Origin of the sequence: Aeromonas sp. R4-1 (genome assembly GCF_040908325.1) — a bacterium.
Classification (GTDB): Bacteria; Pseudomonadota; Gammaproteobacteria; order Enterobacterales; family Aeromonadaceae; genus Aeromonas; species Aeromonas veronii.
The window spans coordinates 70,323-92,918 of record NZ_JBFODM010000088.1 but is presented as its reverse complement, the minus strand read 5'-3'; the positions used below and the strand labels follow the sequence as shown (position 1 = coordinate 92,918).

19 protein-coding genes and 6 tRNA genes are annotated in these 22,596 nt (G+C 59.6%); 9 read left to right on the top strand and 16 right to left on the bottom strand.

All coding sequences use genetic code 11. The annotated features are described in order from the left end of the window. The 3 genes from AB5Y90_RS16805 to rluA form a co-directional block, all read left to right on the top strand. The coding region (locus tag AB5Y90_RS16805) for a hypothetical protein (RefSeq protein ID WP_368167338.1) at nucleotides 1–227 on the top strand (227 nt) is incomplete at its 5' end. Nucleotides 228–496: 269 nt separating this feature from the next. After that, the gene (rapA, locus tag AB5Y90_RS16800; protein WP_307895618.1) at nucleotides 497–3,364 is read left to right on the top strand and encodes an RNA polymerase-associated protein RapA; all 2,868 of its coding nucleotides are present in this window, start codon (nucleotides 497–499) and stop codon (nucleotides 3,362–3,364) included. Between the two features lie 115 nt (nucleotides 3,365–3,479). Further along, nucleotides 3,480–4,136 carry a bifunctional tRNA pseudouridine(32) synthase/23S rRNA pseudouridine(746) synthase RluA gene (rluA, locus tag AB5Y90_RS16795; protein WP_042081022.1) on the top strand — a complete coding sequence of 219 codons (657 nt, stop codon included), beginning with the start codon at nucleotides 3,480–3,482 and terminating at the stop codon, nucleotides 4,134–4,136. A 60-nt stretch (nucleotides 4,137–4,196) separates the two neighbouring features. Here the strand turns inward: rluA and AB5Y90_RS16790 are convergent, their stop codons facing one another. The 5 genes from AB5Y90_RS16790 to treR all read right to left on the bottom strand — a co-directional run bounded on the left by AB5Y90_RS16790 (nucleotide 4,197) and on the right by treR (nucleotide 9,407). Continuing rightward, the gene (locus AB5Y90_RS16790; RefSeq protein WP_120416413.1) at nucleotides 4,197–4,385 is read right to left on the bottom strand and encodes a hypothetical protein; all 189 of its coding nucleotides are present in this window, start codon (nucleotides 4,383–4,385) and stop codon (nucleotides 4,197–4,199) included. Nucleotides 4,386–4,505: 120 nt separating this feature from the next. Then, the gene (locus AB5Y90_RS16785; RefSeq protein ID WP_120416412.1) at nucleotides 4,506–5,105 is read right to left on the bottom strand and encodes a sugar O-acetyltransferase; all 600 of its coding nucleotides are present in this window, start codon (nucleotides 5,103–5,105) and stop codon (nucleotides 4,506–4,508) included. Between the two features lie 3 nt (nucleotides 5,106–5,108). Next, complete coding sequence (gene treC, locus AB5Y90_RS16780; RefSeq protein ID WP_120416411.1) at nucleotides 5,109–6,770, bottom strand: alpha,alpha-phosphotrehalase; 1,662 nt, start codon at nucleotides 6,768–6,770, stop codon at nucleotides 5,109–5,111. Between the two features lie 66 nt (nucleotides 6,771–6,836). Further along, nucleotides 6,837–8,267 (bottom strand): PTS trehalose transporter subunit IIBC, encoded by a 1,431-nt coding sequence (gene treB, locus AB5Y90_RS16775; RefSeq protein ID WP_368167335.1) that lies wholly within the window; start codon nucleotides 8,265–8,267, stop codon nucleotides 6,837–6,839. Nucleotides 8,268–8,459: 192 nt separating this feature from the next. Beyond that, nucleotides 8,460–9,407 carry a trehalose operon repressor TreR gene (treR, locus tag AB5Y90_RS16770; protein WP_307895621.1) on the bottom strand — a complete coding sequence of 316 codons (948 nt, stop codon included), beginning with the start codon at nucleotides 9,405–9,407 and terminating at the stop codon, nucleotides 8,460–8,462. Between the two features lie 137 nt (nucleotides 9,408–9,544). Here treR and AB5Y90_RS16765 point away from each other — a divergent pair, with 137 nt between their 5' ends. The 6 genes from AB5Y90_RS16765 (at nucleotide 9,545) to pbpG (ending at nucleotide 15,266) form a co-directional block, all read left to right on the top strand. Next, on the top strand, nucleotides 9,545–10,495 hold the full coding sequence (locus AB5Y90_RS16765) for an AEC family transporter (RefSeq protein ID WP_199416610.1): 951 nt from the start codon (nucleotides 9,545–9,547) through the stop codon (nucleotides 10,493–10,495). A gap of 164 nt (nucleotides 10,496–10,659) precedes the next feature. Beyond that, entirely contained in the window at nucleotides 10,660–10,854 is a 195-nt protein-coding gene (locus AB5Y90_RS16760; RefSeq protein WP_199416611.1) for a heavy-metal-associated domain-containing protein, read from the top strand. Between the two features lie 130 nt (nucleotides 10,855–10,984). Continuing rightward, on the top strand, nucleotides 10,985–12,043 hold the full coding sequence (ansB, locus tag AB5Y90_RS16755; RefSeq protein WP_307895623.1) for an L-asparaginase 2: 1,059 nt from the start codon (nucleotides 10,985–10,987) through the stop codon (nucleotides 12,041–12,043). Nucleotides 12,044–12,302: 259 nt separating this feature from the next. Next, entirely contained in the window at nucleotides 12,303–13,595 is a 1,293-nt protein-coding gene (locus tag AB5Y90_RS16750) for a hemolysin family protein (protein WP_005336050.1), read from the top strand. 18 nt (nucleotides 13,596–13,613) lie between these two features. Further along, a complete protein-coding gene (locus tag AB5Y90_RS16745; protein ID WP_005343012.1) occupies nucleotides 13,614–14,279 on the top strand; it encodes a DedA family protein in 666 nt (221 codons plus the stop codon). A gap of 159 nt (nucleotides 14,280–14,438) precedes the next feature. Then, nucleotides 14,439–15,266 carry a D-alanyl-D-alanine endopeptidase gene (gene pbpG / locus AB5Y90_RS16740; RefSeq protein ID WP_005348750.1) on the top strand — a complete coding sequence of 276 codons (828 nt, stop codon included), beginning with the start codon at nucleotides 14,439–14,441 and terminating at the stop codon, nucleotides 15,264–15,266. A 344-nt stretch (nucleotides 15,267–15,610) separates the two neighbouring features. Here pbpG and AB5Y90_RS16735 read toward each other — a convergent pair. The 11 genes from AB5Y90_RS16735 to recA form a co-directional block, all read right to left on the bottom strand. Next, nucleotides 15,611–15,687, bottom strand: a tRNA-Arg gene (locus AB5Y90_RS16735). A 28-nt stretch (nucleotides 15,688–15,715) separates the two neighbouring features. Further along, nucleotides 15,716–15,792: transfer RNA gene (locus AB5Y90_RS16730), tRNA-Arg, on the bottom strand. A gap of 29 nt (nucleotides 15,793–15,821) precedes the next feature. Then, a tRNA-Arg gene (locus AB5Y90_RS16725) sits at nucleotides 15,822–15,898 on the bottom strand. A gap of 25 nt (nucleotides 15,899–15,923) precedes the next feature. Continuing rightward, a tRNA-Arg gene (locus AB5Y90_RS16720) sits at nucleotides 15,924–16,000 on the bottom strand. A gap of 100 nt (nucleotides 16,001–16,100) precedes the next feature. Next, nucleotides 16,101–16,177 (bottom strand) — tRNA-Arg (locus tag AB5Y90_RS16715). 3 nt (nucleotides 16,178–16,180) lie between these two features. Continuing rightward, nucleotides 16,181–16,273 (bottom strand) — tRNA-Ser (locus AB5Y90_RS16710). A 213-nt stretch (nucleotides 16,274–16,486) separates the two neighbouring features. Beyond that, on the bottom strand, nucleotides 16,487–16,675 hold the full coding sequence (gene csrA / locus AB5Y90_RS16705; protein WP_005336053.1) for a carbon storage regulator CsrA: 189 nt from the start codon (nucleotides 16,673–16,675) through the stop codon (nucleotides 16,487–16,489). A gap of 103 nt (nucleotides 16,676–16,778) precedes the next feature. Then, a complete protein-coding gene (locus AB5Y90_RS16700; protein WP_005336054.1) occupies nucleotides 16,779–18,017 on the bottom strand; it encodes an aspartate kinase in 1,239 nt (412 codons plus the stop codon). A 16-nt stretch (nucleotides 18,018–18,033) separates the two neighbouring features. Further along, a complete protein-coding gene (gene alaS / locus AB5Y90_RS16695) occupies nucleotides 18,034–20,658 on the bottom strand; it encodes an alanine--tRNA ligase (protein ID WP_005336056.1) in 2,625 nt (874 codons plus the stop codon). A 295-nt stretch (nucleotides 20,659–20,953) separates the two neighbouring features. Beyond that, nucleotides 20,954–21,463: a regulatory protein RecX gene (locus tag AB5Y90_RS16690; protein ID WP_139400467.1), complete on the bottom strand. Its 510-nt coding sequence runs from the start codon at nucleotides 21,461–21,463 to the stop codon at nucleotides 20,954–20,956. A gap of 44 nt (nucleotides 21,464–21,507) precedes the next feature. Then, nucleotides 21,508–22,572, bottom strand: a complete 1,065-nt coding sequence (gene recA, locus AB5Y90_RS16685) for a recombinase RecA (RefSeq protein ID WP_005348744.1) — start codon at nucleotides 22,570–22,572, stop codon at nucleotides 21,508–21,510. Nucleotides 22,573–22,596 lie beyond the last annotated feature (24 nt).

The following is a 22,596-nucleotide window of genomic DNA, read 5'->3' as shown; positions in this document are numbered from 1 at the left end:
CACCAGACATTGAAAATCAAAAATTGTTTTTGATGTTCGATGCTGTGAGTGCCCACACAGATTGCTTGATTCAAATTGTTAAAGAGCGACGCAACAGTGTGTTGCTGCGGGAGTGGAATTCTACTCAACCGCCTTCTCGAGTCAAGCCTTATTTTCAAAGGCTTTTCGAGGTTATCGACTTGGCTTTCTGCGTTGCCGCTTGCCCTGTCGATGGAGGCGCATTATAGGGATCTGGATCACGCTTGCAAGGGTGTTTTCGAATTAAATTCGCATTTTTGGTTCAACCGTTCACTAATCACCCAAAAAGCGCATTTATCCTGCAATAACACACCCGTTTGGCGAGCTCGCTATCCTCTAGATGGCGTGGCGATGGTAGCAGATCAAGGTTGTGGCGATTTGGTCTCTCTACATCTATATGCATGGTGATCGAGGTCACGCCTTCGGGTAACATAGCGCCCCTTTGCGATTCACACACTCTTGGGCTTTGGAGAGTTTAATGCCTTTTGCACTTGGCCAGCGTTGGATTAGTGATACAGAGACGGATCTGGGGTTGGGGACTGTCGTTGCTGTTGAAGGACGCATGGTTACCCTGTTGTTTCCGGCTACCGGTGAAAACCGCATGTATGCCAAAGAAGAGGCGCCGGTCACCCGGGTCAGCTTCAATGTGGGCGATCAGATCACCAGTCACGAAGACTGGACCATGACGGTCGAAGAAGTGCAGGAGAAAGACGGCCTGCTTATATATGTAGGTGTGCGCACCGACAATGATGAGCCCGTTGCCCTCAAGGAAGTGTTTCTCAACAACTTTATCAAGTTCAACAAGCCGCAGGATCGCCTGTTCGCCGGTCAGATCGATCGGATGTCCCGCTTCACCCTGCGCTACGAGGCGCTGGTCAACCAGCACCAGCGTCGTCGCAACCCGACTCGCGGTCTGGCCGGTGGCCGGGTCAGCCTGATCCCGCACCAGCTCTATATCGCCCACGAGGTGGGTCACCGCTACGCTCCGCGCGTATTGCTGGCCGATGAGGTGGGTCTGGGCAAGACCATCGAAGCCGGCATGATCATTCATCAGCAGCTACTCTCCGGCCGCGCCCATCGCGTGCTCATTCTGCTGCCCGAAACGCTCCAGCATCAGTGGCTGGTCGAAATGCTGCGCCGCTTCAACCTGCACTTCTCCCTGTTTGATGAGGAGCGCTGCATCGAGGCATTCGCCGATGCGGAGAACCCCTTCGAGACCGAACAGCTGGTGATCTGCAGCCTCGACTTCCTGCGCAAGAAGCGTCGTCGCTTCGAGCAGGTGCTGGAAGCCGAGTGGGACCTGCTGGTTGTCGACGAAGCCCACCATCTGGAGTGGAGTGAAGAGGCGCCGAGCCGTGCCTATGAGATGGTGGAAGCGCTGGCCGAACAAGTGCCGGGCGTGCTGCTGCTGACTGCGACCCCGGATCAGCTGGGCCACCAGAGCCACTTTGCCCGTCTGCGCCTGCTCGATCCCGAGCGTTTTTACGACTACGAAGCCTTCCTCGCCGAGGAGCAGGCCTATGGTCAGGTCGCCAGCGCTGCGCAAGAGCTGCTGGATGGCGAGACCCTGAGCGATGAAGCCAGACAGATCCTCGCCAGCCAGCTGGAAGGGCTGGACTTGAGCGATGCCGCCGCACGTCAGCAGGCGGTCGCCAAGCTGCTGGACCAGCACGGCACCGGCCGGGTGCTGTTCCGCAACAGCCGCGCCAATATTCAGGGCTTCCCCGAGCGTCACCTCAACATCTACCCCATGCCGCTGCCGGAGCAGTACAAGACTGCCATCAAGGTGATGGGCATGATGGGTGGCAATGGCGGCGATCTGCAGACCCGCGCCCTGCGCTACCTCTATCCCGAGAAGATCTTCCAGCAGTTCGAAGGCGACAACGCCACCTGGACCCAGTTCGACCCGCGCGTAGAATGGTTGCTGGAGCTGCTGCTCTCTGCCCGTCAGCAGAAGGTGCTGGTGATCTGCTCCGAAGCAGCGACCGCCATCGCGCTGGAAGAGGCGTTGCGTACCCGTGAAGGGATCCGTGGTGCCGTGTTCCACGAAGGGATGTCGATCCTCGAGCGGGACAAAGCCTCCGCCTATTTCGCCCAGCAAGAGGGTGGCGCCCAGGTGCTGCTCTGCTCCGAGATCGGCTCAGAGGGTCGCAACTTCCAGTTTGCCAGCCATCTGGTGCTGTTCGATCTGCCCCTCAACCCGGATCTGCTGGAACAGCGTATCGGCCGACTGGATCGTATCGGTCAGCAGAACACCGTCGAGATCCACGTTCCCTATCTGGAAGGGACTGCCCAGCGCGCCCTGCAGCTCTGGTATCACGATGGTCTGGACGCGTTCGAGCAGACCTGCCCGACTGCCCGCCCGGTATTCGAAGCGGTACGTGAAGAGCTGTTCGAGCTGCTGGCCGCCAACACCGGCGATCAGGCGGCCCTCGACGCCCTGCTGGTCAAGACCCGCGAACTGCACGAGCCGCTCAAGGCACGGCTGGAGCAGGGCCGCGATCGCCTGCTGGAGATCCACTCCAGCGGTGGCACCGCCGCCCAGCAGCTGGTCGACAAGCTGGCCGCCGAAGATGACGACACCAGCATGATCTCCTTCGCTCTCAAGATGTTCGACGAGATCGGCGTCAATCAGGATGACCGTGGCGAGAACGCGCTGGTGCTGACCCCCGGGGATCACATGCTGGTCTCCAGCTTCCCGGGCCTGCCACAAGATGGCATGACCATCACCTTCGATCGCAACACAGCCCTGTCGCGGGATGACATGGCGCTGCTCTCCTGGGATCACCCCATGATGCGCGGCGGTATCGACCTGATCCTGGGCTCCGAGATCGGTGCCACCTCGGTCGCACTGCTCAAGAACAAGGCACTGCCCATCGGCTCCATCCTGCTTGAGCTGATCTTCGTTGCCGAGTCTGCGGCCCATCCCCAGCTCTACCGCTTCATGCCGCCGACGCCAATCCGTCTGCTAATGGACAAGAACGGCCAGAATCTGGGTGAGAAAGTGGCGTTCGATGCCTTCAACCGCCAGCTGACTCCGGTCAATCGCCACCTCGGCAGCAAGCTCGTGACTGCATCCCAGCCGGTGATCCACGGTCTGATTGGCAAGGGCCAAGCCATTGCCGAAGAGCTGAAAGCCGGGATTGTCGACAAGGCCCGCGCCCAGATGGCGCAGACCCTGCAGCAGGATCTGGATCGTCTGGAAGCGCTCAAGGCGGTCAACCCGAACGTGCGCGACAGCGAACTGGATTATCTGCGCAATCTGCAGGCAGAATTGCACCACCTGATCGATCAGACCCAACTCAAGCTGGATGCCATCCGCTTTATCGTGGTCACCCATAACTGACAAGGTACCGACCGACAGCGGCCAGACCCAGCTCAAACTGGATACCCAAGGCCGCTTTGTCGTGGTTACCCATAACTGATGGGGGCTTGCCCCCACCTTCTGATGCGAGACATTTATGTTTGAATACTCACCGCCTCTGGAACCCTGGCTCGATATCCTGTTCAAGGACAAGGACATCATGGTGGTCAACAAGCCCACTGGCCTGCTAAGCGTCCCCGGGCGCGGCCCCGAGAATGAAGACAGCGTCCTGCATCGGGTGAAACAGCAACACCCCAAGGCGGCGGCAGCTCATCGCCTCGACATGTCCACCACTGGCGTCATTGTCATTCCCCTCAATCCCAACTCTCATCGGGAGCTGAGCCGACAATTTCGCGAGCGGGAGACCGAGAAGCACTACCTCGCCTGGGTGTGGGGTGAGCCGGAAGCAGAGTCGGGACAGGTTGACCTGCCGCTCTGCGTCGACTGGCCCAACCGCCCGAAGCAGAAGGTGGATCACGAGGAGGGGCGTCACGCCCTGACCCTGTGGGAAAAACTGAAAGTGGAGAACGGCAACAGCCTGATCAAGCTGACTCCCATCACAGGTCGCTCGCACCAGTTGCGCGTCCATATGCTGGAGCTGGGGCATCCGATCCTGGGTGACAACCTCTACGCCCATCCGGATGCGCTGGCGGCTGCCCCCCATCTCTACCTGCATGCGGCCATGCTGACCATCAGCCACCCCCGCAGCGGGGAACGGATGACCTTCGAGGCGCCGGCTCCTTTCCCGGTCTGATCCCGCAAATCGCAGAGATAAAAAAGCCCCCATCGCGAGATGGGGGCTTTTTCATTAGGGTCAGACGCGAATATCGATCTTGCTTCCCAGAGAAGCGCTGGCCGATGCCGGTGCAACCGGCGCTGATTGCGCTGCGTTTTGCAGCAGCTTCAGCGCAGCTTCGCCCTCTTGGGTCTGCTGTTTCTTGGCCAGACTGGCCGTCATCAGAGCAGAACCAAACGACGCATTTGCAGAACTTGATATATCCATAGGGTTCCTCCTGCACTCAACAGTATCGGCCAAGCGGCCCCGAACATAAGCACTGAATGCAAAACAATCTGAAAGTCGCTTTTCTATCAATCAGATAGCAATAGCATTCATGGTCCCTGTTCACCGCTGGATGACGCCTTCAAGCTCCTGTGCCGTCATCGCCCGAAGCACCTTGCAGGGGTTGCCAGCCGCCACCACATTGGCGGGCACGTCTTTGGTCACCACCGAGCCTGCACCGATGACGCTGTTGTCACCGATAGTGACGCCGGGGCAGATGACGACGCTGCCGCCGATCCAGACGTTGTGACCGATCCGTACCGGCTTGCCGAACTCGACACCCTGGATACGTGGCGCCACCGCCACCGGATGAGCGGCGGTGTAGATCTGCACCCCGGGCGCCAGCAGCACATTGTCGCCGATGTGCACCTCACAGACGTCGAGGATGGTGCAATTGACGTTGGCGTAGAAGTTCTCACCGACGAAGATGTTGGCACCATAGTCGCAGAAGAATGGTGGATTGATGGCGCACTCCTGGCCGCGGCTACCAAGCAGATCGTGAAGCAAAGCATCCCGCGCCGGTTTCTCCTGCCAGCTGGTGTTGAAGGTGTGATAGAGCCGGCGGCAGCGCTCGCGCGCCGCTTTCAGCTCGGGATCGCCCGCATCATAAGGCTCCCCCGCCACCATCTTCTGCCACTCGGTACCGCGCACCACCTTCTCCATTACCTACTCCATCAGCCAGATCAGGGATTCATAAGGGCGCAGCATACCCGATTGCGGTTGGGCCGGGCTATCGGGGTAGTTGCCGAGCAGCAGCCGACCTTGCCCGCTTTGCAGCTCGGCAGGCAAGGCAAACTCCACCGGCTCGCCGTAGAAGTTGCTCACCACCAGCAGGGTCTGACCGTTGGCACGGCGGGCATAGGCCCAGATCTGCGGGTGCCCGGTCAGCAGCTCCTGATAATCCCCCTGGGTGAAGATGGGGTGCGCCTTGCGAAGGGCGATGAGATCCCGATAGTGCCAGAACACCGAGTGCTGGTCGGCCAGCGCCGCCTCGGCGTTGATCTCGGGATAGTTGGCGGCAGGCTTGAGCCAGGGCGTCCCGCTGGTGAAACCTGCATTGGCCGCTGCGCTCCACTGCATCGGCGTGCGCGAGTTGTCGCGGGACTTGGCGCCGAGAATGGCGAGGATCTCGGCCTCGCTCATCCCTTCCGCCTGCTTGATGGCGAAGATGTTGCGGCTCTCCACATCCTGATAGTCATCGATGTGCTGATAGCCGGGGTTGGTCATGCCGATCTCCTCCCCCTGATAGATGTAGGGGGTGCCTTGCAGGCCATGCAGCGTGCTGGCCAGCATCTTGGCGGCGACCACCCTATGCTCACCCTCATCGCCGAAGCGGGAGACGATGCGCGGTTGGTCGTGATTGCACCAGAACAGCGCCGACCACCCCTTGCCGTGCATACCGCTCTGCCAGTGGTTGAAGATGCGCTTGAGTTCGAGGAAGTCGAACGGCGCCTTGGTCCACTTGTCGCCGTTGGGGTAATCCACCTTCAGATGGTGGAAGTTGAACACCATGGAGAGCTCGGAGCCATCGAGGGCGCCATAGCGCTGGCAGTGCTCCAGCGAAGTAGAGGACATCTCCCCCACCGTCATGGCGCCGACAGGAGCAAACACGTCGCGGCTCACATCCTGCAGGTATTCGTGGATGCGCGGCCCGTCGGTGTAGAAACGGCGGCCATCGCCTATCTCGTCGTTGGGGAACGCCTGATCCTTGGAAATAAGGTTGATGACGTCGAGGCGGAAACCGTCCACCCCCTTCTTGGCCCAGAAGTGGATGAGCTTTTTCACCTCGGCGCGCACTGCAGGATTTTCCCAGTTGAGATCCGCCTGCTCGCGGGCAAACAGGTGCAGGTAGTACTGACCGGTGGCGGGATCCAGCTCCCAGGCGCTGCCACCAAACTTGGATTGCCAGTTGTTCGGCACGCCGCCATCCACCGGATCGCGCCAGATGTAGTAGTCGCGGTAGGGGCTGTTTTTATCCCCCAGCGCCGACTTGAACCAGGCGTGCTCGGTGGAGGTGTGGTTGACCACGATATCCATCACGATGCGGATATCGCGCGCGTGGGCGGCGGCCAGCAGCGCCTCGAAGTCAGCCATGGTGCCGTAGGCGGGGTCGATGGCAAGGTAGTCGGCGATGTCGTAGCCGTTGTCCACCTGCGGGGAGACGTAGACAGGGGTCAGCCAAAGGGCATCGACCCCCAGGGTTTTGAGATAGTCGAGGCGCGCCATGATCCCCTTGAGGTCGCCGGTGCCACGGGCCGCGGAATCCTGAAAGCTCTTGGGGTAAATCTGGTAAATCACGGCACTCTGCCACCAGGGTGTTTGGCTCATGGGTCTTTCTCTTGTCTCGAATAGGAAATGGAGAGGGCGACCCGCGGGTCGCCCTGATAATCAGTGTCAGGCGCTGGCTTGGGCCAACTTGCCAGCGGCTTGCTGGCGCTTGTAGACCAGCAGGGTCAGCACCACCGGCACCACGATGGCGACCAGCATGGCGATGGCAAATACCGCCCAGTATTGCGGCTGGATGGAGAGGATGCCCGGCAGGCCGCCTACCCCGATGCCGTTGGCCATCACCCCGGCGAAACCGCAGATGAGGGCGGCAAGGCTGGACCCCACCATGGCGCACAACATGGGGAACTTGTACTTGAGGTTGATACCGTACATGGCCGGTTCGGTCACCCCGAGGTAGGCGGAAATGGCGGCAGGTACCGAGATCTCCCGCTCGTTCTCCTTGCGGCTAATCAGAATGATGCCGACAACCGCAGACGCCTGGGCGATGTTGGAGAGCGCGATCAGCGGCCAAATCGGGGTGCCCCCCATGCTCTGCATCAGCTGCAGATCCACCGCGTTGGTGGTGTGGTGGATACCGGTAATGACCAGCGGTGCATAGAGGAAACCGAACAGGGCAGCACCGATGGGAGCGAAGGAGCCGGTCATGGCGGCCTTGGCAGCGAAGCCAACGCCATCATCAATCCAGCGACCGAACGGGCCGATAAAGGCGTGGGCCACGATCACCGCCAGCAGCAGCGAGACAAACGGCACAATCACCAGATAGAGATAGGCCGGAATGATCCGCTTGAGGTTGGTTTCCACCCAGGCAAGGAAGACACCCGCCAGCAGCGCCGGAATGACCTGGGCCTGATAACCCACCTTCTGGATCACAAACAGGCCGAAGTCCCACACCTCGGGAGTCTGCTGACCAATGCCGTAGGCGTTCATCAACTGCGGTGACACCAGCGTCACCCCCAGCACGATACCCAAGATCTCGGAGCCGCCCATCTTCTTCACTGCAGACCAGCAGACGCCGACCGGCAGGAAGTGGAAAATCGCCTCGCCCAGCAGCCAGAGGAAGGCGTGTACCTGAGCCCAGAACTGGCTGATCTCAGTGAGGGTGTGAGTGCCATCGTCGAACATCTTGATGTCGCCGATGACGTTGCGAAAGCCCAGGATCAGACCGCCGGTGATGATGGCGGGCAGCAACGGTACGAAGATCTCCGCCAGATGGGAGATGCCTCGCTCCAGCGGGTTCATGTTCTGGCGCGCCGCCTGCTTGGCGGTCTCCTTGCTGCCACCGCTGACGCCGAGCTGCTCGGTCAGCGCCTTGTACCACTGCTCTACCTCATTACCGATCACCACCTGGAACTGACCGCCCTGGGTGAAGCTTCCCTTCACTGCCGGAATGGTTTCGATGGCCTTGCTGTCGGCCTTGGCCGGATCGTTCAGGACGAAGCGCAACCGGGTCAGGCAGTGGCTGACGGTGGCGATGTTCTCCTTGCCGCCGATCTTGTCGATCAGGGTGGCAAGCTGCTGTGCGTTGATCTTGGACATGGGTCTTCCCTCTGTGACGCCATTGAATAGTGGTCTGTATCGCCCTTTTGAGCCAGTCTGTCGGCCGGAGCGTTTTTGGTATCGTTCCCATTTAGCATGCCGACAATCTGGCCAGATCGAAATGGGAACGTTCCCAATTCGTGGCCAGCGTCACAAAAAGCACACTTTTTGTTCAGTCGGAAGTGATGGGGCTCACAGGGTTCGGCAGGGGGCGATTGTCACCAGCGGAGGCCGATCCTGCTCAATCTGGCCGAGCAGCTGACGCGCCGCCTGCTCCCCCGCCCCTTTGTAACCAAGATCGAGACTGAGGGCGTTGGGGAAGAGGAAACTGAGCATGGGGTTGTTGCCAAGGCCAGTCACCAGTACCTCGCTACGCCCTTGTTCTTGCAGGTATTTTGCCGCACCGATGGCGAGGGTGTCGCTGGCGCAGACCAACGCCTGGGTGGAGGGGGTCAGCAGCTCGGCCGCCAGCCGGTAGCCACTCTGCAGGCTGAGATCGCCGAGGGCGCTGCGCGCGTGCAACCCCTGCTCTGCGCAGTAAGCGAGATAGGCATCGAGGCGGCGCTGGCCGGTGGTGAGGTCCGAGGCATCCACCCCCAGATAGGCGATATCGCGGGCACCACGGCTTGCCAGCTGCGCCAGCATGGTGCGCACCGCACCGGCGTCGTCGAAGCAGACCGAGGAGAAACCGGGATATTCACGAGCGACCAGCACCAGCTTCTCTTTCAGCGGCGCCATAGCGGCATAGTCCAAGTCATTGAAGGCGAACAGGATAATGCCATCCACCCCGCGCCGCTCCAGCACCGCCAGATGCTCCTGTACCTTGGCGGGGGAGAACTTGCTCTCCATCAGCACAGCATCGTAGCCGCGCTGATAGAGGGTCTCCAGCATGCCGCGCACCGCCTGATTCTCCGAGCTGGAGTCGAGCCGCGAGACGATGATCCCCACCACCTGCTGGCTCTGGCTGCGCATGGCCCGCGCCGATTTGCTCGGCACGAAGCCATGTTCAGCGATGATCTGCTCCACCCGCTCGCGGGTCTCCTGCTTCACCTTGGGATCCTGATTGAGCACCCGGGAGACGGTCGACTTGCCGACGCCACTCAGTCTGGCGATATCGAGGATGGTCAGTTTCTTGTCCATGAATTGGCTCACAGGAGGCTAGGCGGTGGAATTGCCCACATTGTTGTGATTAACCCCTGTGAATACAAGCCCATGGCGTTAGAATGCCCTTTTTGCCCCGCCGTCAGGGTGTGTGGGCACAGCACAGGATGCCCATCATGGATCTGCTGGCCAGTATGCTCTTCTCCCTCTCCATCACAGGCCCCATCTGCGTGGTGCTGCTGCTCGGCATCTTGCTCAAGCGGCTGGGGCTGCTGCCGGATCCCTTTACCGAATCCGCCTCGCGACTGGTATTTCAGGTCACCCTGCCCGCCCTGCTCTTTCTCAGTATTCTTGGCACCAACTTCGCCACCATGCCGAGCCTCTGGTTTATCGGCTATGGCCTGCTCGCCACCGTTATCAGCTATCTGGTGCTGGAACTGCTGGCCGGACGTTTTATCGGGGAGCAGCGACTGCGCGGGATCTTCGTGCAAGGTAGCTTTCGCGGCAACAGCGCCATTATCGGGCTCGCCTATGTGCAGAACGCCTACGGCCACGAGGGGTTGGGGGCGGCGGCCTTCTATGTCGGCGCGGTGACCGTGCTCTACAACATTCTCGCAGTGATCACCCTCACCCGCAGTCTCGGCGGCGCCACCGGTATCCGCCCCATTCTGCTCGGCATCATCAAGAATCCCCTGATCATCGCCATTGTGGCGGCGCTGCCCTTTACCCTGTTCGGTATCAAGATGCCGCAACTGCTGCTCACCACCGGCAGCTACTTCGCCAACATGACGTTGCCGCTGGCGCTGCTCTGCACCGGCGCCTCCCTCAGCCTGGATGCTCTGCGTGGTGGTGCAGCCATTGCGGGCTGGGCCAGCATCATGCGGCTCTGTCTCATTCCGGCTGCGTTCACTCTTGGGGCGGCCCTGCTCGGCTTCAGCCATCTGGAGCTGGGTATTCTGTTTCTCATCAGCGCCACCCCGACTGCCGCCGCCAGCTATGTGATGACCCGTGCCATGGGGGGCGACAGCGTGCTGGCCGCAAACATTATCGCCACCACCACCCTCGGTTCGCTGGTCACTACCAGCCTCGGGGCAACTCTGATGAATTACCTCGGTCTTATGTACTGACCCTGCCCGAGGAAACTGCCAACCTCATCGCCACCACGAACCTTGGCTCCCATACACTGGCAGGGAGCAACCCTGATGAACTATCTGGGCCTGATGTACTGACAGCTTGACCTTGCCGGAGGCGGCAGCTTTAGGCTGGCGCTCATCAACAGAGGAGATATCCCATGACCATCGAACTCACCGTGTCCGGCATGTCCTGCGGTGGCTGCGCCGCCAGTCTGCAAAAAGCCCTGCTGGCCCAGCCTGCAGTCACCACCGCAACCGTCGATTTCACCAGCAGCAAGGCCGTCATCGAGAGCGAGCTGAGCAAGGCCGAGCTGATCGCCCTGATCGAAGACAAGGGTTTCTCTGCGAGTTAAATTATCTCCATAGAGGTATAAAACAGGTTAAAAATCTGTACTCACCTGTCTTTTGGTGAGTTTTATCACAGACCCGGGTTATTAAACGGGCAAACTTGCTGCGATTATTCCAACCATAAGGATTTGCAGCATGACCCTACCGATCCGCAAGACCCTGCTCGCCGTCGTCGTCGGCCTGACCCTCTCCCCCATGGCAATGGCCCTGCCCAACGTCCATATTCTGGCAACCGGCGGCACCATTGCCGGGGCAGGCCAGTCCGCGACCCAGTCCAACTACGAGGCAGGCAAGGTGGCCATCGAAACCCTGATCGCCGCCGTGCCCGAGATGAAGAACGTGGCCGACGTGCAGGGTGAGCAGGTGGTGAAGATCGGCTCCCAGGACATGAACGACGAGGTGTGGCTCAAGCTGGCCAAGCGGGTCAACGAGCTGCTGGCCAAGGATGACGTGGATGGTATCGTCATCACCCACGGCACCGACACCATGGAAGAGACCGCCTACTTCCTCAATCTGACCGTCAAGAGCGACAAGCCGGTGGTGCTGGTCGGCGCCATGCGCCCCTCCACCGCCATGAGCGCCGACGGCCCTATGAATCTCTACAACGCCGTAGTGACCGCCTCCGATCCTGCCTCCAAGGGACGTGGCGTCATGGTGGCGATGAACGACACAGTGCTCGATGCCCGCGATGTCACCAAGACCAACACCACCGGGGTGCAGACCTTCGCCTCCCCCAACTTCGGCCCGCTGGGTTACATCCACAACGGCAAGATCGACTATCAGCGCAGCCCGGCCCGCCTGCACACCAGCAAAACCCCGTTTGACGTGAGCAAGCTCGACAAGCTGCCGCAAGTGGGCATCGTCTACAGCTACGCCAACGCCACCGACTTGCCGGCCAAGGCGATGGTGGATGCCAAGTTCGACGGCATCGTCAGCGCCGGGGTGGGCAACGGCAACCTCTACCACACCCTGTTCGACACCCTGGCCAAGGCGAGCAAAGACGGCATCACGGTAGTGCGCTCCGCCCGCATACCGACCGGCGCCACCACCCTGGATGCCGAGATCGATGATGCCAAGTACGGCTTCGTGGCCTCCGGCACTCTCAACCCGCAGAAAGCGCGGGTGCTGCTGATGCTCTCCCTGACCCAGAGCAAGGATCCGGCCCAGATCCAGCGCTGGTTCCAGCAGTTCTGATAAGGCGTTTCGGGACTGAGATGAGCAAGGGCGGGACTTCCCGCCCTTTTCCATCCTGCCATGCCACTTCGCCAAGCTCCCGCTTCGTCCATGACACCATTTTGCGGAGTCATCCTTCCCTTTTCCGGCCATCTTTTTCAGCCATCCCAGAGCGCTGTCATCAAATTAGCGAGCCGGATCACCCGCTTTCACAAGCGCATCGCCGCCAAATTCATTACACTGCCAGCGATCTTATCCACTCAAGGAGTGCTGTTGCTGTATGGAAATATTGATCCTGCTGGGATTGATTTTGCTTAATGGCGTCTTCGCCATGTCAGAAATCGCCATCGTCACCGCACGCAAGGCTCGCCTCGGCAAGCTTGCCTCTGAAGGCAACCGTTCCGCCGCCATTGCCCTCAAACTGGGCGAAGACCCGACCCATTTTCTCTCTGCCGTCCAAATCGGCATCACCAGCATAGGTCTGCTCAACGGTATCTACGGCGAATCCCTGCTGGCCCAGCCCTTCTCCCTCTGGTTGCAGGAGTGGGGACTCCCAGCCAAGAGCAGTGGCCTGATCGCCACCATCATCGTGGTGGTGGTGGTGACTTACCTCTCCATCGTGGTGGGGGAGCTGGTGCCCAAGCGGCTCGGCCAGCTCAATGCCGAGCGCATCGCCTGTCTGGTGGCCCGCCCGATGCACTGGCTCGCCACCCTGACCCGCCCCTTCGTCTGGCTGCTGTCGGCCTCCACCAATGCCAGCCTGCGGCTGCTGCGGGTCAACCAGAACGGCAGCGCCAACGTTACCGAGGAGGAGATCCACGCCATGCTGGTGGAGGGCTCGGAAGCCGGGGTGATCGAGGATCATGAACACACCATGCTGCGCAACGTCTTCCGTCTCGACGAGCGCAGCCTCTCCTCCCTGATGGTGCCGCGCAGCGATATCCGCTATCTGGATCTGGCTCTGCCGCTGGAGACCAACCTGCAGCGACTGGTGGAGTATCGCCACAGCTATTTTCCGGTCTGCGACGGCAACCTGTCAGAATTGGTGGGTATCATCAATGTCAGCAAGGTGCTGCACGCCTATATCAAGGGGGAGCCCATCGATCTGGCTGCCCTGACCCAGGAGGGCAGCCTGCTGCCCGAGACCCTCAACGGCGTCGAGCTGCTCAACCACTTCCGCACCCACAGCGAACAGATGGCGCTGGTGGTTGACGAATATGGCGAGCTGCAGGGACTGGTCACCCAGCAGGATCTGCTGGAGGCGCTGGCGGGGGATTTCCAGCAGGAGGATGGCGAGGACAACTGGGCATTCCGGCGCGCCGACGGCAGCTGGCTGCTCGATGGCCTGATCCCGCTGCCAGAGTTGAAGGACTGTCTGGAGTTGGTTCGTCTGCCAGAAGAAGAAAAACATCACTATCACACCCTCGGAGGGCTTATCATGCTGCTCCTTGGTCGTGTTCCACAAACCGGAGACCTGGTGACACTGGAACAGTGGCAACTGGAAATTGTTGACATGGATGGCCTGCGCATCGACAAGGTGCTCGCCATGCCCTTGACCGATCAACCCAGCTAACCTGCGGAGTTTGCAAGTATGGAGCAGTTTTACCAACTGGCTCACGCCTTTATGAATCACGATCTGAACACACTTTCCGATCCCAAGATGGCCTTCATGATCTGTGGTGTGATTCTGACGTTTCTGGTACTGGAAAACGGATTCATCCCTACCGCCTTTCTGCCCGGTGACAGCCTGCTGATCCTCACCGGCGTGCTCATCTATCAGGATGTATTGTCTCTCGGGGTGATCCCGCTGTTGATCATGGCCACCTTTGTCGGCACCTGGCTCGGTTACATGCAGGGGCGCTTTCTCGGCCACACCCAGCTCTACCATCGGCTGATGTCCCACGTGGAAGAGCGGCACCAACAGAAGGTCTACCACTTGCTGGACAAGTACGGGATCATCACCCTGATCACCGCGCGCTATATCGCCTTCGTGCGCACCGCCTACCCCTACATCGTCGGTGCCACCGAGCTGCCCCAGGGGCGCTTTCTCATCGTCAATCTGATCAGCTCCATCATGTGGATCTGCCCGCTGGTCGGGTTTGGCTACTACCTGAGCCACACCAAGCTGGCCGCCGAATACCAGACCCAGTTTTTCAATATCATCATCTATCTGCCGGTGGCCCTGCTGGTGGGTGGCATGGTCGCGCTGGTCTGGCGCTGGATCAGCAAACGCAGGGCCGCGCAGCCGCGGGATTGACCCCTCGCCCAACGCCTGACCCGAAAGCCCTCGCCAGAGGGCTTTTTTGATCGCCAATTTTGCGCAAATAGCAGAAATAGTCCCGCTCGGCCCTTGTAAAGCCGGGGTAAAAATGAGTGAATCTAGCGCCTTTTTTTGGATGGGAATGGAGTCGGTTGTATGTGGTGTCGGATTCGCGCAGCAGCGCTGGTTGTCGGGTTGATGGGAATGCTGGGATTGCCTGCGGTCAGCGCGGCACCCAACCCAGCCAAACTGGAAGTACGCTCAAGCAGCGCCCTGGTCGTGGATGTAAAAACGGGCAAGACGCTCTACCAGAAGAATGCCACCAAGGTGCGTCCCATCGCCTCTCTCACCAAGCTGATGACAGCGCTGGTGGTGCTGGATGCCAAACAGAATCTCAACCAGACCATCACGGTCGACAAGAACGATCTGGATCGGGTCAAACACACTCACTCCCGCATCCGCATGGGCACCAAGGTGACCCGCCGTGACGCCCTGCATCTGGCGCTGATGTCCTCCGAAAACCGGATGGCCTCGGCACTGGCGCGTCACTATCCGGGCGGTCGCAGCGCCTTCGTGCGGGCCATGAACAACAAGGCCAGACAGCTGGGTATGCGCAATACCCACTTCTATGACTCCACCGGCCTCTCCACCCGCAACGTCTCTACCGCCCAGGATCTTGGCAAGCTGGCCGCCGCCGCCTATCGTCAGCCGCTGATCCGTCAGTTCACTCAGGATGAGAACCGGGAGATGCGCTTCAGCGCACCCGCCTACAGCCTGATGTTCAACAACACCAACCCGCTGGTGAAAAACCCGGATTGGGACGTGCGCCTCTCCAAAACCGGCTTCACTGACGAAGCGGGGCGCTGTCTGGTGATGCGCGCCAAACCGGACAGCCGCGAGCTCGCCATCGTGCTGCTCAACTCGGTGGGCAAACGCACCCCTATCGGCGATGCCAACCGCATTCGCAAATGGCTGAAAAGCTGAGTAAATATTTCAACACAAAAGGATGCTGCGGCATCCTTTTTTATTGCCTGCAGAACGCCTCAGCAGGCCTTGCAGGATGTTGATGAGCGAACCCTGAATGATGAGCTGCGCAGCATCTGCCGTTGCAACAGCAGGCATATAGCGCGCCTATAGATGAGGCAAAGGGTGGTGAGGCGGTGCAACGATGAGAAGAACTGTGCGCAATCACAGAAAGGGGAAGAAATGAGTACAAGAACAGCCAGGTAAACGGGCGATCTACCCGCAACAGCGCACGGGGATCCGCACCAAAAAGCTAAATATCGCCCATAAAAAAACAGCCCCGACCGAAGTCGAGGCTGTCTGTATGGTGCGCCCGAGAGGATTCGAACCTCTGACCACCTGGTTCGTAGCCAGGTACTCTATCCAGCTGAGCTACGGGCGCTCATAAACTTTTGGTACTGCTTGAAATATGGTGCGCCCGAGAGGATTCGAACCTCTGACCACCTGGTTCGTAGCCAGGTACTCTATCCAGCTGAGCTACGGGCGCTCACAAACTTTTGTGTACTGCTTGAAAAATGGTGCGCCCGAGAGGATTCGAACCTCTGACCACCTGGTTCGTAGCCAGGTACTCTATCCAGCTGAGCTACGGGCGCTCATAAATCGTTGTGTCGTTTTAAATGGTGCGCCCGAGAGGATTCGAACCTCTGACCACCTGGTTCGTAGCCAGGTACTCTATCCAGCTGAGCTACGGGCGCCCTGTTTTAAAACGATAAAAAAAGCTTACTTATCAGTAAGCCTTTTCCAAAGTGTCGACTTGCTGATGGTCAACACATGACTCTTGCTTGAGTCGTAATATGGTGCGCCCGAGAGGATTCGAACCTCTGACCACCTGGTTCGTAGCCAGGTACTCTATCCAGCTGAGCTACGGGCGCAAATGGCGGAGAAGGGGGGATTCGAACCCCCGATGCGGGTATAAGCCGCATACTCCCTTAGCAGGGGAGCGCCTTCAGCCTCTCGGCCACCTCTCCGTTTGCGGGGCTGATAATACTTCACAGGGATTTTTAGTCAAACACTTTTTTGGAGAAAAAAGTGCGTTCGCTCAGCATTTGGTCAAAGCGTGGAATATTCAAACAATATCGGCACTTATCCCGCAGTTTCGCGCCCTGCAGGGCAATTTCAGGGGGCCGGAAAAACAAAAGGCGACACATGAGGTGTCGCCTTGTCACAGCCATGAAAGTGGCTTAGAAGCCCGGTTGGCCCGGAACTTTCTCGGCCTGGATGCGCTGGTAGATCTCTTCGCGGTGTACGGAGACCTCTTTCGGCGCGTTAACACCGATACGGACCTGGTTGCCTTTAACGCCCAGTACGGTGACAGTCACTTCATCACCAATCATCAGGGTTTCCCCAACACGACGAGTCAAAATAAGCATTCGCTTGCTCCTGTATCCTGTTTTGTTTTTATATCGATATGCGACATTATCTAACAAAGATACCGATATGGTAAATGGTTGAAACTAAATCAATCAGAGATTGTTAGCCCAAGGGCTGCTCTTGCGGTGCCTGATCCAACCCGAAAGCCGCGTGCAGGGCTCGCACCGCCAGCTCCAGATACTTCTCGTCAATCACCACAGAGATTTTGATTTCAGAGGTCGAGATCAACTGCATGTTGATCCCCTCCTCGCCCAATACCTTGAACATGGTGCGCGCAACACCGGGATGGTTCCACATGCCGACACCGACAATGGAGACCTTGGCAATTTCGCCATTTCCCTGCACGCAGGAGGCGCCAAGTTCGGTGGCGGTCTCCTCCAACAGAGCCCGGGCACGGCGATAGTCGTCACGATTCACCGTGAAGGTGAAGTCGGCGGTGCCATCTCCCAGGGTGTTCTGCACAATCATGTCGACATCAATGTTGGCGTCGCTGATCGGATTCAGGATCTGCGCGGCAACGGTTGGTCTGTCCGGCACACCCAGAATGGTCAGGCTGGCCTCGTTGCGGTTAAAAGCGATCCCGGATACCAGGGGAGCTTCCATCCTATCACCTCCATATGTGATTAAGGTTCCCTCTCCATCGATAAAGCTCGACAGCACCCGCAGCGGGACGCGGTACTTGCCCGCAAACTCCACCGAGCGGATCTGCAGCACCTTGGCGCCGAGACTGGCCATCTCCAGCATCTCCTCGAAGGTGATGGTGTCGAGACGACGCGCCTTGGGCTCGATGCGCGGATCCGTGGTGTATACCCCATCCACATCGGTAAAGATCTGGCACTCATCGGCCTTGATGGCCGCCGCCACGGCAACCGCCGTGGTATCCGAACCGCCGCGGCCCAGCGTCGTGATGGCGTTATGCTCGTCACGGCCCTGGAAACCGGCGATCACCACCACCTTGCCCGCAGCCAGTTCGGCATGAACCAGCTCGGTGTCGATGTGGGTGATGCGCGCCTTGCCATAGGCGGAATCGGTATGAATCCGTACCTGATCACCGGTCATTGAGACCGCAGGACAACCGCGTTTGTTCAACGCGATCGCCAGCAGCGCTATGGTGACCTGCTCACCGGTGGAGACCAGTACATCCATCTCCCGCCGGTTGGCATCAGGATCCAGCTGCTGGGCCATGCCCAGCAGCCGGTTGGTTTCGCCCGACATGGCGGAGACAACCACCACCACGTCGTGTCCCTGGGCGCGGGTCTGCTCGACCCGCTCAGCTACCGCCTCGATCCGCTCCAGTGTGCCGACCGAAGTGCCGCCGTACTTCTGTACATAGAGTGCCACAGATCACCTCGCCCGATTACAGGCGCTCTTCCAGCCAGGAGTGAACGGATTGCAGCGCTGCCGGCACCGCCTCAGGCTGGGTACCACCCGCCTGTGCCATGTCCGGACGGCCACCGCCCTTGCCACCCACCTGCTGGGCAACCAGATTGACCAGCTCACCGGCCTTGACCTTGCCGGTCAGGTCGTTGGTGACGCCGGCGATCAGGTTGACCTTGCCATCGGCACAGGTGGCCAGCAGCACGACACCGGACTTCATCTGGTTCTTCAGCTCGTCCAGCATGCCGCGCAGGGATTTCGGATCGGCCCCTTCCAGCGCTGCAACCAGCACCTTCTGACCGTTGATCTCGATCACCTGACCCAGCAGATCGTTACCAGCCTGAGCGGCCAGCTTGGCCTTGAGCTGCTCCAGCTCGCGTTCCATCATCTTGGCCTTGTCCAGCATCTGGCGAACCTTGTCGGCGATGCAGAACTGATCACCTTTAACCAGTGCAGCAGCCTCTTCGATCTGCTCGCCAACCTGATGCATGAAGTCGATGGCGGCCTTGCCGGTCACCGCTTCGATACGGCGCACGCCAGCAGCGATACCGCTCTCGGCGATGATCTTGAAGAAGCCGATATCACCAGTGCGCTTGGCGTGAGTACCGCCACACAGCTCGGTGGAGTAGTCGCCCATGCGCACGACACGCACGTCGTCTTCATATTTCTCACCAAACAGCGCCATGGCACCGGCGGACTTGGCCGCTTCCAGATCCATCAGCTGGGTGGTGATTTCATGGTTGGCGCGGATCTGGTTGTTGACCAGCTCCTCGACCCGGCGAATGGTCGCCATGGTCAGCCCCTCGAAGTGGGAGAAGTCAAAGCGCATGCGCTCGGCCCCAACCAGAGAACCTTTCTGGGTGACATGCTCGCCCAGTGCCTGACGCAGGGCTGCGTGCAGCAGGTGAGTCACGGAGTGGTTCAGGGCGATGGCCTGACGACGGTCAGCGTCAACCACGGCTTCCACTTCGGCGCCCTTCTCCAGAGTGCCCAGCTCCATGTAGCCCTTGTGGATGATCGCCTTGCCCGCTTTCAGGGTGTCGGTCACGGCAAAGATGCCGTCGTCCACTTTCAGGGTACCGCTGTCGCCAATCTGGCCGCCGGACTCGGCGTAGAAGGGGGTCTCTTCCAGCACGATGACCGCTTCGTCACCGGCGATAAGACCGCTCACCTCTTCCACACCCTTGTAGATACCAACCACGCGGGTGCGCTCGGTCAGGGTCTTGTAACCGGTGAAGGGGGTCTCGAAGTCGAGCTTGAGCATCTCGTTGTAGTTCACGCCGAAGCTGGAGGCCTCTTTGGCACGAGCACGCTGCTTCTCCATCTCGGCCTTGAAGCCCTCTTCGTCGATGCCGATCTCGCGCTCGCGCACCACGTCGGCAGTCAGGTCGGCCGGGAAGCCGTAAGTGTCATAGAGCTTGAACACCACTTCGCCCGGAATAACCTTGGCATCGCCCAGGTTGGCCAGAGCATCTTCCAGCAGCAGCAGACCGCGATCCAGCGTGCGGACGAACTGCTCCTCTTCGATGCGCAGCACGCGCTCGACCAGCGGCAGCTGGGCGATCAGCTCGGCAGCGACATCCTTCATCTGCACCGCCAGCTCGGCAGCCAGTTTGTAGAAGAAGACGTCGGTGGCACCCAGCTTGCGGCCGTGACGCACGGCACGGCGGATGATGCGACGCAGCACATAGCCACGACCTTCGTTGGACGGCATCACGCCATCTGCCACCAGGAAGGCGCAGGAGCGGATGTGGTCAGCTATGACGCGCAGGGACTGGTTGCTCAGATCGGTGGTGCCGACAATCTCGGCCGCTTTCTTGATCAGCGCCTGGAAGATGTCGATTTCGTAGTTGGAGTGGACACCCTGCATGATGGCGGAGATCCGCTCCAGACCCATGCCGGTATCCACGGACGGACGTGGCAGCGGCTCCATGGTGCCGTCAGCCTGACGGTTGAACTGCATGAACACCACGTTCCAGATCTCGATGAAACGGTCGCCATCCTCTTCCGGTGAGCCGGGACGGCCGCCCCAGATGTGATCGCCGTGGTCATAGAAGATCTCGGTGCAGGGACCGCACGGGCCGGTATCGCCCATGGCCCAGAAGTTGTCGGAAGCGTAAGGGGCACCCTTGTTGTCACCGATGCGGACGATGCGATCGGCCGGGACACCGACCTCTTTTTCCCAGATATCGAAAGCTTCATCGTCAGTCGCGTAGACGGTCACCAGCAGGCGATCTTTCGGCAGCTGCAGCACCTCGGTGAGGAAGCCCCATGCAAACTTGATGGCATCCTGCTTGAAGTAGTCACCGAAGCTGAAGTTGCCCAGCATTTCGAAGAAGGTGTGGTGACGAGCGGTATAGCCGACGTTTTCCAGATCGTTGTGCTTACCACCGGCACGCACGCAACGCTGGGAAGTCGTCGCGCGATTGTAGGCACGCTTGTCTGCGCCAAGGAACACGTCCTTGAACTGGTTCATACCCGCGTTGGTAAACAACAGGGTCGGGTCGTTATGCGGTACCAGCGAGCTGGAGGAGACAACCTGGTGCCCCTGGGAACGGAAATACTCGAGAAACGCAGCGCGAATCTCTGACGTGGACATATACATGGAAAATCCTGCTTGATTCGAATACGGACTTTTAACCGCATTAATGTAAGTTTTCTGCGGGGTAAAGTAAAACGGACAGGGCCGCCACGGGCGAAAAAGCGCACATAAACGGGCCAGATAAGAGCGCCGCTGCCTACAGTGGCTTTTTTCACTGTCGAGAGGCAAAAAAGCAGCGCATAAAGAGGGATGAGATGAACAAAAGGCCGCTTTTTCGGGATTGTGCGCGCAAGCTACTGAGCGAGCAGGAAAAACCTGCCGCAAGGAGAGGTGAAACGACGTATGCCACGCAGTGGCGTTACTCCTCCCGCTCCTGCAGGGCAGAGATGGCGTAACGTGCCTGATCCTGGGTAAAGCCGCGCCCCAGCAGATATTTGAGCCACTTCATCCGCAGCTTGAAATCGGCCAGATCGACAATTTTTGCCCGTCGCTCCAGCAGTTCGAAGGCAAGCTCGAACCAGTCCAGCTCCGGCTGATCGAATGCGGCATCAATCTGCATATCGTCGAGCCCCTTGCGGCGCAGATCGAAACGGATCTTGATGGGGCCATGGCCCTTGGCGGCACCGGCCCGTACAGCCATACCGCCGTAACGTTCGTCATTGACCCAGTTGTAACCGCGGCAGTAGTCGACCACTGCCTCGATCACCTCTTCATTGAAACCCTGCTGGCGCAGCCGGTTGGCCAGCTCCGACTCGGCACTCTCGCGACGGGCCAGACTGCGCATGGCAAAGGCGCGGGCGGCGGTAAGCTGCTCGGCAAAGGTCGGTTCGGCAGGCTCGACCGGTTCTGTAACGGATTCATCAACCATCATAAATAACAAGGCCGGGTATCTACCCGGCCTTCCTTTGTTCCTTATTCGAACTCTTGTTCGCTTTCGGCATCGAACTCGTCTGCCTCAACCGGAGCAGCCTTGTCATCGACAGGCACTGCGCCGGAGAGCAGCAGCTCGCGCAGGCGGGCTTCCACTTCGCCAGCCATCACCTTGTTCTCGGCGAACAGCTTCATCACGTTGGCCTTGCCCTGGCCGATCTTCTCGCCGTTGTAGCTGTACCAGGCGCCGGCCTTGTCGATCAGCTTGTGCTTGACACCGAGATCCACCAGCTCGCCCTCTTTGGAGATACCGGCGCCGTAGAAGATCTGGAATTCAGCCTGCTTGAAGGGCGGGGCCACCTTGTTCTTGACCACTTTGACGCGGGTCTCGTTACCGACCACCTCGTCGCCTTCCTTGATGGCGCCGATACGACGGATATCCAGACGCACGGAGGCGTAGAACTTGAGCGCGTTACCACCGGTAGTGGTCTCCGGGCTACCGAACATGACGCCGATCTTCATCCGGATCTGGTTGATGAAGATGCACAGGCAGTTGGCGTTCTTGATGTTGGCGGTCAGCTTGCGCAGCGCCTGGGACATCAGACGGGCCTGCAGACCAACGTGGGAGTCACCCATCTCCCCTTCGATTTCCGCTTTCGGCGTCAGGGCCGCCACGGAGTCGACGATGATGACGTCAACCGCGTTGGAGCGAACCAGCATGTCGCAGATCTCCAGCGCCTGTTCGCCGGTATCCGGCTGGGAGATCAGCAGGTCGTCGACGTTGACGCCCAGCTTGGCAGCGTAGATAGGGTCGAGGGCGTGTTCCGCATCGACGAAGGCACAGGTTTTGCCTTTCTTCTGGGCTTCCGCGATCACCTGCAGGGTGAGGGTGGTTTTACCGGAAGATTCCGGGCCGTAGATTTCGACGATACGGCCACACGGCAGACCGCCAATGCCCAGCGCCACGTCCAGCGAGAGGGAACCGGTAGAGATGGCTTCGATATCCATGGTCTTGCTGTCGCCCAGACGCATGATGGAACCTTTGCCGAACTGCTTTTCAATCTGACCCAGCGCAGCCGCCAGTGCCTTCTGTTTGTTCTGATCCATGCCAATCTCCGCTGGAAATCGTGA